The sequence below is a fragment of the Maribacter sp. MS6 genome (genome assembly GCF_056839185.1).
The window spans coordinates 61,891-76,995 of record NZ_CM166389.1 but is presented as its reverse complement, the minus strand read 5'-3'; the positions used below and the strand labels follow the sequence as shown (position 1 = coordinate 76,995).

Below are 15,105 nucleotides of genomic sequence, written 5' to 3'. Positions count from 1 at the left end.
TTTAATTCTTCAGACCTTTATTTATATAGACGTCAAAAGTTTTGAAATGGTTGCCTGAATATTTCTTATAATTATGGCTAACGGTTTAGCTATAAGCAGTAAGGGAGCAAATTAGCGTTTGCTTTCCGCCATGCACTTAGCGAAATCGTTTGGTTTTCTTTTTTTCTTTAGCCCGCTAAAAAGAAAAATCGCTAAAGATTTAGCGATTTTATAAATATATACAGACCTTTCGGTTAAGACCTTAAGTCCGCATTGCGTTTAGGTGCTGTTTTCGGTAGTTCTTTTTCTATTTATGCTCAAGATACTTCTTTATCGCTACTCTTAGTTTTCCAATTTTTTCTTTTCCATATTGAGAGGCTTGGTATCTATCTTGTTTTCCAACTGCTATTTTCCATAGGTAACTTTTTAACAAGCTTCTTTCTTTTTCGTTTAAGTCCAAAGGAAGCTTAATTCCTTCAATATTGTTTGTGGAATCATATTCAAAATTTGGGGCAAGGGCATCATTGATTTTATGAAAATAATTTTGCATGAACTTATACTCACTATACTCCTCATTAAATTTTCTGGCTAACTCATAATCAACCTCGTACAAGTTTATAATCTTATTTCTCAAAGAATCATTTTGAATAGTTTCTAAACCTCTTGATTTTAAAGATTCGTAGCCTGATTTATTTTGAACAACTATACTTTCTCTAGAAAATAGATAATAAAAAGTAACTAGAGAATCATTCTCGATAGTTTCTCCATCAATTATTTGATTGAAATATTTAAGCCCTCTAAAAGCAATTTTAAAATATTGCTCATCATTGGCAATATCTAAACTATCACGTTCTAATCCTTTGTAAATCTCTTCTAAAATTTTATTTTCAGCGATACTATCTTTCCTGTCATCGTTCCATCTGTCCAATATAAAAGCAAAAGTAACGGCAAGAAAAATCGAAAGAAATTCGAACAAATATTTCCTCCAATTTTTTAAATTAAAACGATTTTTTATTTTCAAGATTAATGTTTTTTAAATGACCCAGAACGTTTCGTGTATGGTGAGTTGCGTGTTTGTGAAACTAATTTAGCAAAGATGGACGAACCAGAGGAATTGTCTATGGAAATTCCGAGTAGACCCCTACCAAGCATTGAATTTTAGGTTTTGTAGGTGTACGTTTAAATTTATTCACTGATGGAATATTTTTTCCCGTCTTTATAAACCATTTTTACACTTCTTATGTTTTCAATATTTTCTAATGGGTTTTTGCTTAGAATAACTAAATCTGCTTGCTTACCAATTGAAATTGACCCATGAGTTTTATCAATTCCAATTACTATGGCATTATTCAAAATTATTTGCTTCAAAATTATACTTTCCAATAAATTCTTTTTGTTGAACCTTGCCCCAAATAGGTTCCTTTTCATCAAAAGTAACTTTAACGATGTCTAGGCTGATGCCCTTTAGATAAGTTCTTATTAGGCAGGGGGTTGTTAGCCAAACTAAGAATAACAATGCATTAAGTAATGGGTGGTAAGGTTCAAGGAAGTATAAAATCAGAAAAAGAAGAGAGCTGTGTCCTAATAAATTATAGACCCAATGCATAATAACTTTAGATTTTGTTGTTTTTGTATAGTAAATACAGTCATCATTAGAGCCAACGACTACGGTGAATTTTACCGTCAATCTTTCTGTCCAATAATGGTGTAGCAATGCTAGAAGCATCGGAGCTATTACGATTGCCAGATGCCCTGAAGGGATATAGCTGTCAAGACACCAACTCGACAATGATAGTCCAGTCGTAACACAAAGTACCAATGGAACATAATACAACGGATCAATGATATCTAACGCAAACATTTCTTTATACGAAGGCTTATACTTCTGTATTATATTCATTTTAAATACATTTTAAATTGTTCTTATCTTAGTTACATTTTCGCGTCTGACCAAATTGCACACAATAATCTGTAGTTTTTTTTGATGGCAGGATGAGTCTTATTGAAACCATACTCTTCAACCAGAACACCCAGTTTATTAAATGCTTCATACTGATTCTAGTTTTCTTTCGTTCCATACACCTCTTTTGCGGGATATTCCCAAAATCCATTTGATTTTTGTTTTTATCATTTTTTGAGGTTCGGGCAGTTGCCATAATTCTTTGACTGAAACTTTTTTTCCAAGAATATATCGTAAAAGAAATATTTCAATCTCTTTATTATCGCTTTTCAGCAAAGCAGTGACGAGATTATACTTTAAGCCACTTTTCATTAGACAAAAGTATTATGAATAATTGGCGCTTAAAATGATGTTAATCACTCAAGAAAATGATTTTTTGTATGGATTTCTTTGGGGATACACCTATTATTGGGAATTGCACATAACGGTTTCCACATGGCTTGTGGCGGTTTTTGAAGCACTTTCCTGTCCACCGAAACCGAAGTTGGAAATGGAGCAAAGACCTTGCTGGTATCGGTTCACCCGCCATCAGATATATGCTGTGTTAGCATATTTTTTTTATTCATCCATTTTTTCATAATCTACGCTGGCTTTTGCTATTCCTTCTGGGTTTGGATCTAAGTAAAGTTCATAACCCTTTAAGAGTTTTACTTTTTTCAATTCACCTTCTAGTATAGAAATTTCTTCGATAATCTTCCCTTGTTGTTGCACTCTGATAGTAAACTCTCTTTTTCCAATATTTCTAATTATTGCGTAACAGTCTTGTCCGATGTAGGGATTAATTGTTCCATCTTGACCAGGTCCTTTACCTGTCATTATCATACTCTGAGAAGGTTCTAAAACAAATTCTGTTTGAGCTTTCACTTCAATTTGTGTCAAAAATATCAGAGAGATTGTAAAAATTAATGTTTTCATTGTGTAGTGGTTTTAATTTCTGTGTTTGTCTAACGATTTGGCTAAACGCAGTGGGTGAGGAAACGAAACTATTGACGTTTTAGCTATTGTTGTGAAACATATTTGAATTTATAAAGTCCTTTTGGGGCTGTCATTGGCCTCGTGTTCAGAGAACCATTTAAAGAAGCTATTTCCACATAATACTCTAAGACAGTGCCATCAGCTTGAGTTGGGATAGTATAATACCAATGATTTTTTGAGTTATTGTTTATCATAACTTCCGAATTCCAGGAATCCGCACCTTTAATTCTCCAATAAATTTTCACTCCTTGCTCTTCCAAGCCTGCACCACCATAATCTTTTACACTTGCATATACTATTGCATCTTCAGAAATAGGATGTTTTGCAGCAACTTGATTGACAGAAATGAAAACCATATTCTCGTCCCATAGTGCTCGTGTACGGCAATGCAGTGCATCATCAGGCCCCCAACCTGTGTTGACGCCATCTTCTTTATACCCTTCGAAAATGCTTTTTTTCAAATAAGGTTGATCATCAATCGGAAAAAGAATCCCCTTTATGGTATAACCAGGCATAACGGATTTCCATGTTTCAATCGCTAATGAGTCGGAGCTGATACCATATAGGGGCACGTATACAACGTTATTTAAGATTAGAGAATTAGTATAAGCCGCTAGATATTCGTCAATGACCCTGCCTAGTTTGACTCTTTCAATTTTGTATGAATGACCATAGGAATTCTTCAACTTTGATAATTCATTGTCTACTATGTTCTGATAGACATCATAGAGTTCATGATCTGACGGTGGTTGAGCCACAAGAAGCGTCTCTTCATCTATGATCTTTAAGAAACAATCTATATGTTGTATTCCATAACTTTCAAAATTGGATATCACATGGTAGTTTTGATAACCTAAAAGTGAATCATTCAGTGAATAAAATTGTTCATCTGACACCCCATTGAATCTATTCTCAGTGAGCAAGATGCAAGTAGAAAATGCAGTGCCAATACCATCTGTTAAGACATTGCCTCCTGTACTAGTAAAAGGTACTTTAAAGGACTCTATATCAAGCTGATTCGCCAATGGGGTTATAGAGCTATCTGCGATCACACTGTGATAATCTAGCCCAGTTTCTTTTGATTTATGCAGTACCAATGAATCACCACAAGCTCTACCTGAAAATGGATCCGAATTTATGAATACAGGGTCTATCAGTTTGAATCCGTCATCTTTTACGAATACTCCTGCGGGACCCCAATCACGTACATACGGGATATCAAAATCTCCTTTAAGATTTATGAATGATACTCGATTAAGGTCTATTTCCCACTTTAAGAACCATTCCTTAGCCTCTGCTAAAGCTTCTTCTCCATCTACAATTGGGTATATGTGTGTGTCTTTGGCAAATTCGACTATAAGTTCCTTTGGAATGATAGGAGGACAGGAAAACATTACCCCTTTGGCAGGTTCCCATTCAGCTAAAACTCGATTTTTTCCGAATTGATAGAAGTTGTGTGATTCTATTCTTGTATCTGCTTCCTTTTTTTTACAGGAAACCAAGAAGATTATTGCTATTAATGTGATGATTATTCTCATTCTTGGTATTATGTTTCACAACGGTGTTGGCAATGGTTTCTGTACGGAATGGTACGTGAGTATCATTCCGCCGTAACCATAAATTTAGCAAAAAGGCTTAAAATTCCATTTAGGAATTTCAGCAGTAATGAACTAAAGCTGTTGTTAGGCTCAGTAATTTATTCTTTAAAATTTTCAAGTAAGGCCAAACTACGAACAAGGGATATCATATTATTGTTAGTATTCGTCTCATCCTTGCCTGCACTAAAAAATCCAATAATTAATCTTTTTGAAGGGGATATGTAAAGACCTTGACCTCCAAAGCCTTCTTTGAAGAAGTCACCATCTTCAAAAATCACATCCCAATGATAGCTTTGAAAATCTGCACCTTGTCCTTCATAAAATTGTTTCCTCAAATGCTGATCTGTGCCTCCTTCAGATCTAAATAATGCACTATCTCCCGTATGAATTTGATTTATATATCGTGCAGATGCTATTTTCGTAGTAGCATCATCTGTAAAGGCCAGTCCATATCTGGCCAGATCTCTCAAGCGCATTAGCATTAAACCGTAACTTCCAGCAACACCGGTACTCGATAGCGTTACCCTTGCATCATCTTCAGCTCCGATTTTTGTCCATATATATTCCTGAACCATCTCATGAAAAGGTTTGGAAGAAACTCTTTCAGCGATGGTAGTCAGAATCACAGAATTGGCGGAAGTGTAATCGTAGGTTTGCTCAGCGGGTTCAATTTGTCCTGAATTAGCCAATAATTCCATTAAACTTTCTTCAAATGCTGGATTTGGCTCTGTATAAACTGCAGAATGTTGAAGCAATTTATAAAAACAATGGTTTGGGTCCGTAAATGACCCCTTATCCATCTCTCGGCAGTCGATTCCGGAGGTCATCCTTAACAAATTTTCAATAGTTACATTTGCTAAAGGCTTATCATTAAACTCTGCAAGATACTGCCCGATCGAATCCTGTTCATTAAGTTTTCCTTCATCTGCCAAGTTTGCGATTATGGTTCCTAAAAATGTTTTACTCACAGAACCTAGAAAATGCTTGTCAGAAGGTTCCATTTCAGGATATCTTTCATAAATCACTTGGCCTTTATGAAGAACAATCACTCCATTCACTTGTTTTTGATCGCAAATTTGGTCAAGTGACGTTTCCTTTTCAAAGAAGGCACTAGTGAGAATCTCTTGTCCGAGGGTATGACTGATATTTTCTGGAAGCTTCGTTGTTTTTGTATTTCCTTTTTCTATAAGAACAGTAGGAATATAGTTTTCCATATGGCTAAATACCTCTGTTATCTGAGGTCCTCTTCCAATGATCGATTCAGGAACCGTAAAGCTTACTTTTTGGTCTTTTGATGTGGGAATTTTTCTTGATTCTACAGCCAATACAATTTTTTCTTCTAATGTACGCTCTTTGACCTGTTCTTTGCATCCAACGAATAGAAGCAAACTGAGAGTGATAAGTACCTTTAGTGACAGTTTGTTGTTTGATGACATATGCTATTGTTTTTTATTCAGCCTAACGATTTGGGTATGGCTCGTGGCAAAACGCCACGAGCCCTTTAATATATTTTCAAGTTAGCAAAAAGCGACCAAGCGATAAGCCATGAGCCATGAGCTATACCCGGCTTAAGTTTGATTCTCAGTAAATTGTTGATATAACTAGAAAGAACAAAAGAGAGAATTAAGGTTACTATACACGGTGAAGCTTTATACTTCGACAACATTGATAATCCTCTCTCTTTTACTACTTAAACCACGTTCAGTTCTGTGAGACCTAGATCTCGTTTTCAAGTTGTTGTGAGCAGAAGTAGCCGGTTCTTTCATAAAACATTCGTTATGAATAAATATAAAGAAACTTTTGGAGTTGACATCAGTAAGGATGTCTTTGATGTACATGGTAGTAACATTGGTCACAGCCAGTATAAGAACGATGAAACGGGATTCAGGAAATATCTTAAAGAATTGCCCCAAGGTTCATTGGTGGTTATGGAAGCTACCGGTTATTATCATTATAGACTTGCACAGTTTCTTTACAAAAACGGAGTAATCGTTTCTGTTGTAAACCCATTGTCCATAAAGCGTTTTATACAAATGAAACTGGCCAAGGTAAAGACGGACAAAAGCGATGCAAAGGCTATTTGTGAATATGCTTTGTCCAATGATGTTCCACTCTACAATTCCTTGACGGATACACAGAGTGAATGTTTACAGTTGTTCCGGTTATTGGACACCTATTTAAAACAACGTACCGCAACTAAGAACAAGATACATGGAGAAGCTGTTCTGGGCATTCCCTCAAAGTTTGTCCATCGTTCCTTGGTGCGTAACAAGAAGCAGCTAAATAAGGAGGTGATAGCCATCGAATCAAAAATCCTTTCCTTGGTAAAAGAGGACCAACAAGAGCAATTGACCTTAATCACCAGTATACCGGGAATAGGTCAAAAGACCGCATTGTTCTTGATAGTTGTGACGGATGGTTTTTCCAAGTTCGAGAATGCATCACAGCTCTGTAGTTATGTCGGTATTACCCCAACGATAAGAGAATCGGGGAGCAGCGTTAGAGGTCGTGCACGGATAAGCAAAGTGGGCAATAGAAAGCTACGTAATCTTTTGTTCCTATGTTCCTTTACCGCCTGCAAGCACAACAAGGCGTGTAAGGAGGTATATGAGCGAATCGTGAACAAGGGAAAGAGTAAGAAGCTGGCATTGATAGCCGTGGCTAACAAGTTGCTCAAACAGTCCTTTGCCATTGCAAAGTCCGGAAGGCCTTATGATGAAACTTACGTTTCGGTACTGCGGGTAAAATAAATGGAAGATAAATTGAATAAAAAAAGCCCGAAGAATCCGATTTTAGAATCTATGGGCCTAGAATAGTATTGTCTCAGATCAAGGAAGAATTTGTTTGTTTTTTACCTCAGTTCTTTGTTGTATGCCGTTTTTATTTATTACTTATTGAAGTTCCTTTAGTCGAAAAGGATATTCCTTGCTGACCGTGTGTTGAAATCATAATTCCTTCAAAAAGTGGCTCAACTTTATCACTTTCAGAACCCCAAATAATTATGAAATTCGCACCTGTTCCGCCACTCGTGTCATCTTCTTCTATCACATATTCAACTGATTGCATCGGCTTAAGAAGGATTGATTTTTCTAGAAAACTCTTAGTTTTTTCTCCTGCTGAGTTGTAGTAATCAACACTTGAAACATAAATGCTGTGTTTGAAACTTGTGTTTCGTAGGCTCAATGTAGCAGTTAGATTAAACCTAGTATCCTTCGATTCACTATAAATGTCTGAGTAAATAGGAACGTAAGTTGTGTCGTTGAAAGCTAGGTTTTGAGGAACTCTGTCAATCTCTAACGCTTCAAACTTGTCGTCACCTACTTTATTTAAGTTCTGGCTTCTTTCGACACAGGATTGTAAAGATATGATACCCAATAAGCTCATTACGAGCATTTTTACTCTATACTGCCAAATCATCTTCCATATATTTTTCATTCTCCTTTTGTTTTTTGTTGATTAATGCAAACCCAAAGGTCAACACTCCTACTCGACCTATAAACATTAAAACAATGACTAAGACTTTACCTATGTCAGTTAGGTCGCCTGTGATCCCTGTACTTAGTCCAACAGTACCAAGAGCAGAGGCAACTTCAAATAGAATTTGCTGAAATTCAAATTGCTCAGTAAATGTCAAGAGAAATGTGAATAAGAAAATGACACTCGTGTAAAGAATGAAAGTAGAAGTTGCAACATAAAGGCGTTCAAATGGAATAACTCGTTCCATAAAAGAAATCTTCTTTTGACCAAATAATCTACTTTTCAAGACCGAAATCATAGCGGTAAGTGTAGTTATTTTCATACCACCCGCTGTTCCTGAAGGCGAAGCACCTATATACATTAAAAATGTTACAAATAGCAAAATGGGCAAACTTAAACCACCTGTTGAAATTGTATTGAAGCCAACAGTAGTCATAGCTGTCATAGCTTGAAAAAAGGATTCTGAGAGTTGTGAGTGAGAGTTTTGTACGCTGGGTTCAGCTAAGTAAACAAGAATAGTACCTATCAATAATAACGACACAAAGCCGTAACTAACAATTTTGGTAGTAAATGAAATACTCTTTGATTTACCACTTACCCTATACCATAAATCGGTGATTACAATAAAGCCTAGTGAGCCTGCAATTGCAAGTACAGATATTATAGTATTAATGAAGCCACTGTCACTATAGCTTTCAAAACTGTTATTGAATAACCCAAAGCCTGCCGTACAAAAAGCTGATACACTATGAAATATTGAAAACCAAATCGATTTCATTGTGTCCATTCCTTCTTGTTGAAAAGCAACGAAAAAGCAAATTGCACCTAAGGTTTCCATTACTATAGTGAAAATTATTACGCTTTTAATAAAGTCTTTAATTTTAATGGTCTTTGGAAGCGTAAATTCTGCACCAATTATTTTGTTATGCCAATGTGTAATTCTTTGAGTTGTAAACAGCAGATAATAAGTTGTCAGAGTCATATATCCAATACCACCAATTTGGAATAGTCCCATCACAATTAATTGCCCGAAAAAATTATATGAGTCATAAACACTTACTGTTACAAGTCCTGTGGTAGAAATGGCGGAAGTTGAAATGAAAAGATTGTCAAGAATACCAACACTCGTTTTATGGAACAACGGGATACACAATAGTCCAAAACCTACTAATGTGTATAGGAAAAACCCCCAAACTAAATTCATTTGTGGGGTTTTGCTCACTTGGAATTTTTTGTACCATGTCAGAAATTTTTCGATTATGTTTTTTTTATCTGTCATTTTCGTTTTTCAAATGGCATTCAACGGTCTCGGCTATGAGTAGTTGCGTGGTTTAGCGATTAACTTTGCAAGTACACACCAAGTTGGAAATTCCGCAGGAATTTCCAAAGTAGGCGATATCAAGCAATTAATTATAGCCATTGTTGTGCTTTCGTTATTTAATGTAATCACTTTTAACTTTACATTTATCGGCTAATTTCGAGTTCATTATATTTATTTGATTATCAATAAGATTCAATAATTCTGAACGTCTTCTTAATAGAATACCTTCCATCACCAAGTCTTCATATAACCTAGCTTTTGTTTCTTTTGGTATTTTGTTAGGAAAATCAACACTTAAATTTTTTTGTATTTCTCTTGGAAACAATTTCTTATATTCCGCGTGCAATACTCCTGAATTAAACCAATCTGCTGTTTGTGCTAACCGATTAAATACAAGGTTCATATTTCCTAAAATTACACTATTCAAATCTTCTGTTTTTTTGATATATTGATTTAGTGATTTTCGGATTTGACTATCTTTCAGCGTATTTATATTCCCACTAGACTTTATATCTTCATAAGTAGATGAATTTGGAATGAATGATTGAGTCATATCCCTTCTAGAAAGGTTGATTTTACTTCCTAATTCTGTTAGGTCTATATTTTCACTTTGAATTGTTGTAATTGCAATATTTGAGTTTTCAATACGCTTCTTGTTAACTGCTATTAATGTCTTAATTTGTTCTTTGTCCTCTTCTATATCATTTAGTAAAAGGCAATAATACGATTCTTCCAGCTCGGATGATTTTCTGTTTTCATTCCAGTTATTAATTCCTAATGCAATTAAAATTCCAATAACTACCAAAATAATTTCTCCAACAGCATATTTCATATACTTTCCAGTTTTCCCCTCTGAAAGTAAGTTTTGTCTAATTTTTCTAAAGAATTTAATCATTGGTTAGCGGTTTCTGATAATGAAGCACAACGGTTTTGTATATGGCTCGTAGCGTGAAAATTAGCAATTATTTTTCGGTTGAGCACAAGCCAGATTTTTAAATTTTACTATTTATCTTTTTAATCGGAAATCGTCAAATTTAAAAATTTGGCGACTTTCCAAATATGCCTTAACTTCGATTAAGCAACTGACTAGCTATGAGATATATACGTTGTTGCCAGCAGTTATTTTACAATCCAATTACTCTATTCCAATCTGCAACATACATATAAATCCTTTGAAATTCCGAGGGTAAAAGCATTCTGTTATGTGCAATAAAATGTCGAGATTTTTCCAATTCGTCCATTCTTTGATTTAACCAATGTTGTGAAGGAATTAGATTGCTAAAAAATTCCCACTTTTCAATCATTATTTTAGCTAACATACCGAAATCAATAAAACCAAGAAGGTCACTTTTTTCGCCTTCCAACCACGAATCTTTCATAGCGGATTGTTGTCTACTTTCTGCGTGATTTTTAATTTTATTTGGAAGTTTGTCCCACCAATCTAAACCAACATTTTCTTCAAGAGTTTCACGAATAAAAGCTCTAATTTCATTTTCAAAGCAATTTACAACAGCATAAAGTCTTGCCATTTCTAATCCATTATTTCTCCTGTTCACACCAAAAGGTGCAAGTGATTCCGCTAAAAGTTGTTTTTCGGTAAATTGGTTGTCAGCTCCAATTTGAATACCTGCCTTTTGGAATTCCTCGGCTTCAGACTCAAACATTAATCCTCTGAAGAAAAAATCTCGGATGTCTTTCTTGTCAGTCAATTAAATGGTCTTTAAGTGATTTAAATATAGCGTTGTAAACTTCAACGTCTTTAGTAGCTGGTAAATGTATCTGTATATTGTAATGAAGACCAACTTTAGATGCTGAAATTGTTTTTGGTAAAGGCGTGTCTTGTGGTTTATTTTCAGTTTGTGGTGATTGCTTTTCTTTTTGTTCGACTACTACTTTTGGTTTTACATTATGGTTTAAATCTGCAATATCTAAAAGTGCATAAAATGTGTTAGTATGTAATTTAGCAACATTGTCACTTGCATTATGATAACTTTTAAATTTACCTTGAACTAAATCTTTATCCTTGTCAGTTGGATTGGATTTTATTAAGAATATATCGCTATAAGCCTCTTTTATAGCTTGTCCCATTATTTCTCTCGATTTAGAGTGATTTCTATATTCGTGATATCGTTGTGTTGGACTACCGTCAGATGATAAAAATCCCAAAGATTTCATTAGAGGAATGAAAGGTCTATGATTGTTTGATTTATAACCTAAATCTTTTAAATTTTGGTGTCCAAATTTATCAGGTGCCTGTGCATCTCTAATTTTTTCAAAGAATTCTCCAAGAACTCCATATGATTGGCTGTAGCTTGTTGGTAGTCCCATATTTTAATGTTATTCGTTTTTTTTTAATTGCTGGCAACGGTCTAGGCTATGAGTAGTTGCGTGGGTTAGCACTTAACTTTGCAAGTACACACCAAGCTGAAAATCCCCGAGGATTTTCAGAAGTAGGCGAGAAAAAGCAATTACTTATAGCCATTGTTGTGCTTTCGTTATTTATTTAATTTAATATAGTCTTTTATCGTTTGAGATAATTCCATTCCACTTTTAATCTGTTCTTCATATAAGCCAGTAAGAAAGGTCGTATTTGTTCCTCCTCGAAATAAAAGCATTAATAAATTATCGTGTCCAGGATGTTTTGTGAGGTCTTCGTTATAGTTTGTAATTTGTTTTGTTAAATCCTTATGTACTTCTTTATCAAGTTTCATCCACTTTGTTAAAAATCCATTATTAACTAGTTCTAACTCCATCTGATTATTGAATTCTTCAAGGTTTTTTTCTTGTTTAGTAATTCTATCGACCAATTCATAATATTCTAAAAGAGCAGTTTCTATAATTGAGTTCTCAATATTTGCTAGGTTTCCTGAATTTTTCAAAGATTCAAAAGCATCTCTATCATAGTTAATCGGCCTTTCAATAAGTGATGAGAATATTGCAGATTGGAAAATAGATTGATTGCTAAAATCTTTATCTATTATAAGTTCAGCGACTTTGTTACAATTGGCGGAATGTTCATTTCTAAATTCAAGCATTGTTTTAGAGAAATTTATATTCTGTTCTATGTTTGAATTGATTTTTTCTAGATAGTTATTTGTGGTTTTTTGCTCAATTCTTTTTTGATTCGAATTATTTACACTTAATGCAATCAATATTCCAATCACTACAAGCACAATTTCTCCAATTGCATAAATCAGATATTTACCTAATTTGTTTTCAGTGAGTAAATTTTGTCTAATTTTTCGAAAGAATTTTATCATTGGTTAGCGGTTTGTGGTAATGAAGCACAACTAGTTGATATAGGCAATGTACTAAAAAACATGGCATAACCTTCACATTTTAGCGGTACATAAGCAATTATTTTATAATTTGGTAATATCCATAAGCCAAGTTGTATATGACAGATTTTAGAAATTTTAGAACCCTGTTAAATATAAAAAGATATAGCGAAAATACGAGTGCTGCCTATATTGGTTTACTCCTCTCTTTTTCAAAATTCATTGGGTGTGAGCAAGAAATACATCGTTTGGACAACAAATTCCTATTGCAGAAAATAAGAGAATTTATAATTGCTAAAAAGTACGCATATACAACACAAAAGCAATTGTTAAGTGCACTTTCGCTCTACATGAAAGAAATGCACAATTCCCAGTTAGACCTAAACACGCTTAGACCTAGAAAACCCCAGCGTGTGCTACCTGAAATACTTTCGCTCCAAGAAATAAAACGTATGCTCGCCGCTACCCGGAACATAAAGCATAGGGCAATGCTAACCACGATATATGCCTTGGGGTTAAGAAGTGGTGAGTTAATCACTTTAAAAATTGTACATCTAGACGGGGACCGAAACAGGATATTTGTACAAAATGCCAAAGGAAAAAGGGATCGGCTATTACCTTTTCCAGCATCTTTAAAGACCCTGTTACGTACCTATTATAAAGAGTACAAGCCTAAAGTATATCTGTTTGAGGGCAGAGAGGGCCAATACGCCCCCGAAAGTCTTAGAGCAGTCTTTAAAGCGGCCGTTAAACGAGCCGCAATACGTAAAAAAGTAACACTCCATAGCCTAAGGCATGCTTATGCAACACACCTTCTGGAAGCTGGTACAGATCTGCGCATTATTCAGGAACTTTTGGGTCATAATACCATCAAGACTACCATGCTTTATACCCATGTATCCAATAAAAATCTTTTGAACGTTACGAGTCCCTTAGAATTTTTGGATACTATTTAACAACCCATCCCAATTAATGCTATAGAACCCTATTCCCACTCGGTATGGAAAGTACCTTCCCTGTCCAACCGTTCATAGGTGTGCGAACCAAAATAATCGCGTTGTGCCTGTATCACGTTCAACGGCAATCTGGAAGACGTGTAGGCATCAAAATAGGTTAACGAATTGGAAAGTCCGGGCAAGGGAATTCCGTTGGTTGCACCATAGGCCACCAATTCTCTTGCGGCTTGGACCGTACCTTGTACTTTAGCTACAAAAGTAGGGGATAGTAGAAGATTGGGCAGGTCCTTATTTGCTTTAAAGGCTTCTGTAATATCTGCCAATAGTCCTGCTCGGATAATGCATCCTGCGCGCCATATTTTTGCAACTACCGTAATATCCAGCTCGTAACCGTATTCCTTTGAAGCATCGGCCAATTGGTGCAATCCTTGTGCGTAGGTAACAATAAATGAAAAGTAAAGGGCTTCTTCTGTAAGTGTTTCCAAGCGCTTTTTATCCATCGTCGCTACGGTAGGTCTGTCGTACAGCGCATCTGCTTGTATGCGTTCTTCTTTTAGGGCAGAGATTTCGCGTATGCTTACGGCTATATCTATAGAGGGTATCGGAATACCCAGGTCCATAGCATTTTGGCTGGTCCACTTACCGGTTCCTTTTTGTTTGGCCTTATCCAATATCATATCTACCAATCGACCATCGGTAAGTTCGTCTTCCTGACTAAAAATTTCAGAAGTTATTTCTACCAAAAAGGATTGCAAACGTCCGCTGTTCCATTTTGCGTACGTTTTGTGTAACTCATCATTGGAGTAATCACCTCCTTTTTTTAATAGGTCGTAGATTTCGGAAGTGAGCTGCATCAACCCGTATTCTATTCCATTATGCACCATTTTTACATAATTTCCGGCAGATTTTGGTCCTAAGTACGCCACACAAGGCTCTCCCTTATATTTTGCCGAAACGGCTTCAAAAATGGGTTTTACATGCTGGTACGCCTCCCGGTTACCACCGGGCATAATACTTGGCCCTCTTCTGGCACCCTTGGCCCCACCGGAAACTCCGGCCCCAAAAAAATTGATGCCTTTCTTCTTCAAATAGGTGTCTCTACGGTCCGTATCGGTATAAAAGGAGTTTCCGCCATCGATGATAATATCGCCTTCCTCCAAATGGGGCAATAGGTTTTCTATAACGATATCTACCACCTTGCCTGCAGGAACCAAGAGCATTATTTTGCGGGGCGTTTTCAAAGCCGCCGTAAAGGTTTTTATCTCCGTTGATGCGTTAACCTTGGCCGTATCGCCGCCTTCGGTAATCAGTGCGCTTACTTTTTCGGTATCTATATCGTTACCAAAAGCGGTAAAACCGTTATCGGCAACGTTTAATATAAAATTGCGCCCCATTACCCCTAATCCTACTAATCCAAAGTCATATATGGCTTCCATGTTCCGTTATTTTGATAAAGTGGAAACCCTTAATACCTGTAGTGAATTTCCGTTTGGTTTTCTTACGGGTCAAAAATAACCGAAAATATTCATTTGCATAGGCAACATCTACTAAACTCGTTGTG

At 35.7% G+C, this 15,105-nt stretch carries 16 protein-coding genes; 2 read left to right on the top strand and 14 right to left on the bottom strand.

Going from position 1 to position 15,105, the window contains the following annotated elements; translation table 11 throughout:
- Positions 1 to 286: 286 nt before the first annotated feature.
- From MS6x_RS00400 to MS6x_RS00370, 7 genes are all read right to left on the bottom strand, one after another.
- On the bottom strand, positions 287 to 1,000 hold the full coding sequence (locus tag MS6x_RS00400; protein WP_482604663.1) for a hypothetical protein: 714 nt from the start codon (positions 998 to 1,000) through the stop codon (positions 287 to 289).
- Positions 1,001 to 1,164: 164 nt separating this feature from the next.
- Positions 1,165 to 1,332: an amidohydrolase family protein gene (locus tag MS6x_RS00395; protein WP_482604661.1), complete on the bottom strand. Its 168-nt coding sequence runs from the start codon at positions 1,330 to 1,332 to the stop codon at positions 1,165 to 1,167.
- Positions 1,325 to 1,879, bottom strand: a complete 555-nt coding sequence (locus tag MS6x_RS00390; RefSeq protein WP_482604659.1) for a hypothetical protein — start codon at positions 1,877 to 1,879, stop codon at positions 1,325 to 1,327. Before MS6x_RS00390 ends, MS6x_RS00395 begins: the two co-directional genes overlap by 8 nt.
- A gap of 147 nt (positions 1,880 to 2,026) precedes the next feature.
- The gene (locus MS6x_RS00385; RefSeq protein ID WP_482604658.1) at positions 2,027 to 2,251 is read right to left on the bottom strand and encodes a hypothetical protein; all 225 of its coding nucleotides are present in this window, start codon (positions 2,249 to 2,251) and stop codon (positions 2,027 to 2,029) included.
- 246 nt (positions 2,252 to 2,497) lie between these two features.
- Positions 2,498 to 2,854, bottom strand: a complete 357-nt coding sequence (locus MS6x_RS00380) for a hypothetical protein (RefSeq protein ID WP_482604656.1) — start codon at positions 2,852 to 2,854, stop codon at positions 2,498 to 2,500.
- An 83-nt stretch (positions 2,855 to 2,937) separates the two neighbouring features.
- Positions 2,938 to 4,452, bottom strand: a complete 1,515-nt coding sequence (locus MS6x_RS00375) for an agmatine deiminase family protein (RefSeq protein ID WP_482604654.1) — start codon at positions 4,450 to 4,452, stop codon at positions 2,938 to 2,940.
- Between the two features lie 158 nt (positions 4,453 to 4,610).
- Positions 4,611 to 5,948, bottom strand: coding sequence for a serine hydrolase domain-containing protein (locus MS6x_RS00370; protein ID WP_482604652.1), 1,338 nt, complete (start codon positions 5,946 to 5,948; stop codon positions 4,611 to 4,613).
- A 342-nt stretch (positions 5,949 to 6,290) separates the two neighbouring features.
- On the opposite strand from MS6x_RS00370, the gene MS6x_RS00365 reads away from it, so the two are divergent.
- Positions 6,291 to 7,262 carry an IS110 family RNA-guided transposase gene (locus MS6x_RS00365; protein ID WP_482604650.1) on the top strand — a complete coding sequence of 324 codons (972 nt, stop codon included), beginning with the start codon at positions 6,291 to 6,293 and terminating at the stop codon, positions 7,260 to 7,262.
- A 130-nt stretch (positions 7,263 to 7,392) separates the two neighbouring features.
- Here MS6x_RS00365 and MS6x_RS00360 read toward each other — a convergent pair whose 3' ends face one another.
- The 6 genes from MS6x_RS00360 to MS6x_RS00335 all read right to left on the bottom strand — a co-directional run bounded on the left by MS6x_RS00360 (position 7,393) and on the right by MS6x_RS00335 (position 12,570).
- Positions 7,393 to 7,947, bottom strand: a complete 555-nt coding sequence (locus MS6x_RS00360) for a DUF3124 domain-containing protein (RefSeq protein ID WP_482604648.1) — start codon at positions 7,945 to 7,947, stop codon at positions 7,393 to 7,395.
- Complete coding sequence (locus MS6x_RS00355; RefSeq protein WP_482604646.1) at positions 7,913 to 9,268, bottom strand: TrkH family potassium uptake protein; 1,356 nt, start codon at positions 9,266 to 9,268, stop codon at positions 7,913 to 7,915. Before MS6x_RS00355 ends, MS6x_RS00360 begins: the two co-directional genes overlap by 35 nt.
- 154 nt (positions 9,269 to 9,422) lie before the next feature.
- Positions 9,423 to 10,205: a DUF6090 family protein gene (locus tag MS6x_RS00350; protein ID WP_482604644.1), complete on the bottom strand. Its 783-nt coding sequence runs from the start codon at positions 10,203 to 10,205 to the stop codon at positions 9,423 to 9,425.
- Positions 10,206 to 10,434: 229 nt separating this feature from the next.
- Positions 10,435 to 11,019, bottom strand: coding sequence for a Swt1 family HEPN domain-containing protein (locus MS6x_RS00345; RefSeq protein WP_371457491.1), 585 nt, complete (start codon positions 11,017 to 11,019; stop codon positions 10,435 to 10,437).
- Positions 11,012 to 11,638 carry a DUF5343 domain-containing protein gene (locus MS6x_RS00340; protein WP_482604643.1) on the bottom strand — a complete coding sequence of 209 codons (627 nt, stop codon included), beginning with the start codon at positions 11,636 to 11,638 and terminating at the stop codon, positions 11,012 to 11,014. The genes MS6x_RS00345 and MS6x_RS00340 overlap by 8 nt, the downstream gene beginning before the upstream one ends.
- Positions 11,639 to 11,805: 167 nt before the next feature.
- Positions 11,806 to 12,570, bottom strand: coding sequence for a hypothetical protein (locus tag MS6x_RS00335; protein WP_482604642.1), 765 nt, complete (start codon positions 12,568 to 12,570; stop codon positions 11,806 to 11,808).
- A gap of 137 nt (positions 12,571 to 12,707) precedes the next feature.
- Here MS6x_RS00335 and MS6x_RS00330 point away from each other — a divergent pair, with 137 nt between their 5' ends.
- Positions 12,708 to 13,544: a tyrosine-type recombinase/integrase gene (locus MS6x_RS00330; RefSeq protein WP_482604640.1), complete on the top strand. Its 837-nt coding sequence runs from the start codon at positions 12,708 to 12,710 to the stop codon at positions 13,542 to 13,544.
- A 29-nt stretch (positions 13,545 to 13,573) separates the two neighbouring features.
- Here the strand turns inward: MS6x_RS00330 and gndA are convergent, their stop codons facing one another.
- The gene (gene gndA, locus MS6x_RS00325) at positions 13,574 to 14,980 is read right to left on the bottom strand and encodes an NADP-dependent phosphogluconate dehydrogenase (RefSeq protein WP_482604638.1); all 1,407 of its coding nucleotides are present in this window, start codon (positions 14,978 to 14,980) and stop codon (positions 13,574 to 13,576) included.
- Positions 14,981 to 15,105: the final 125 nt, after the last annotated feature.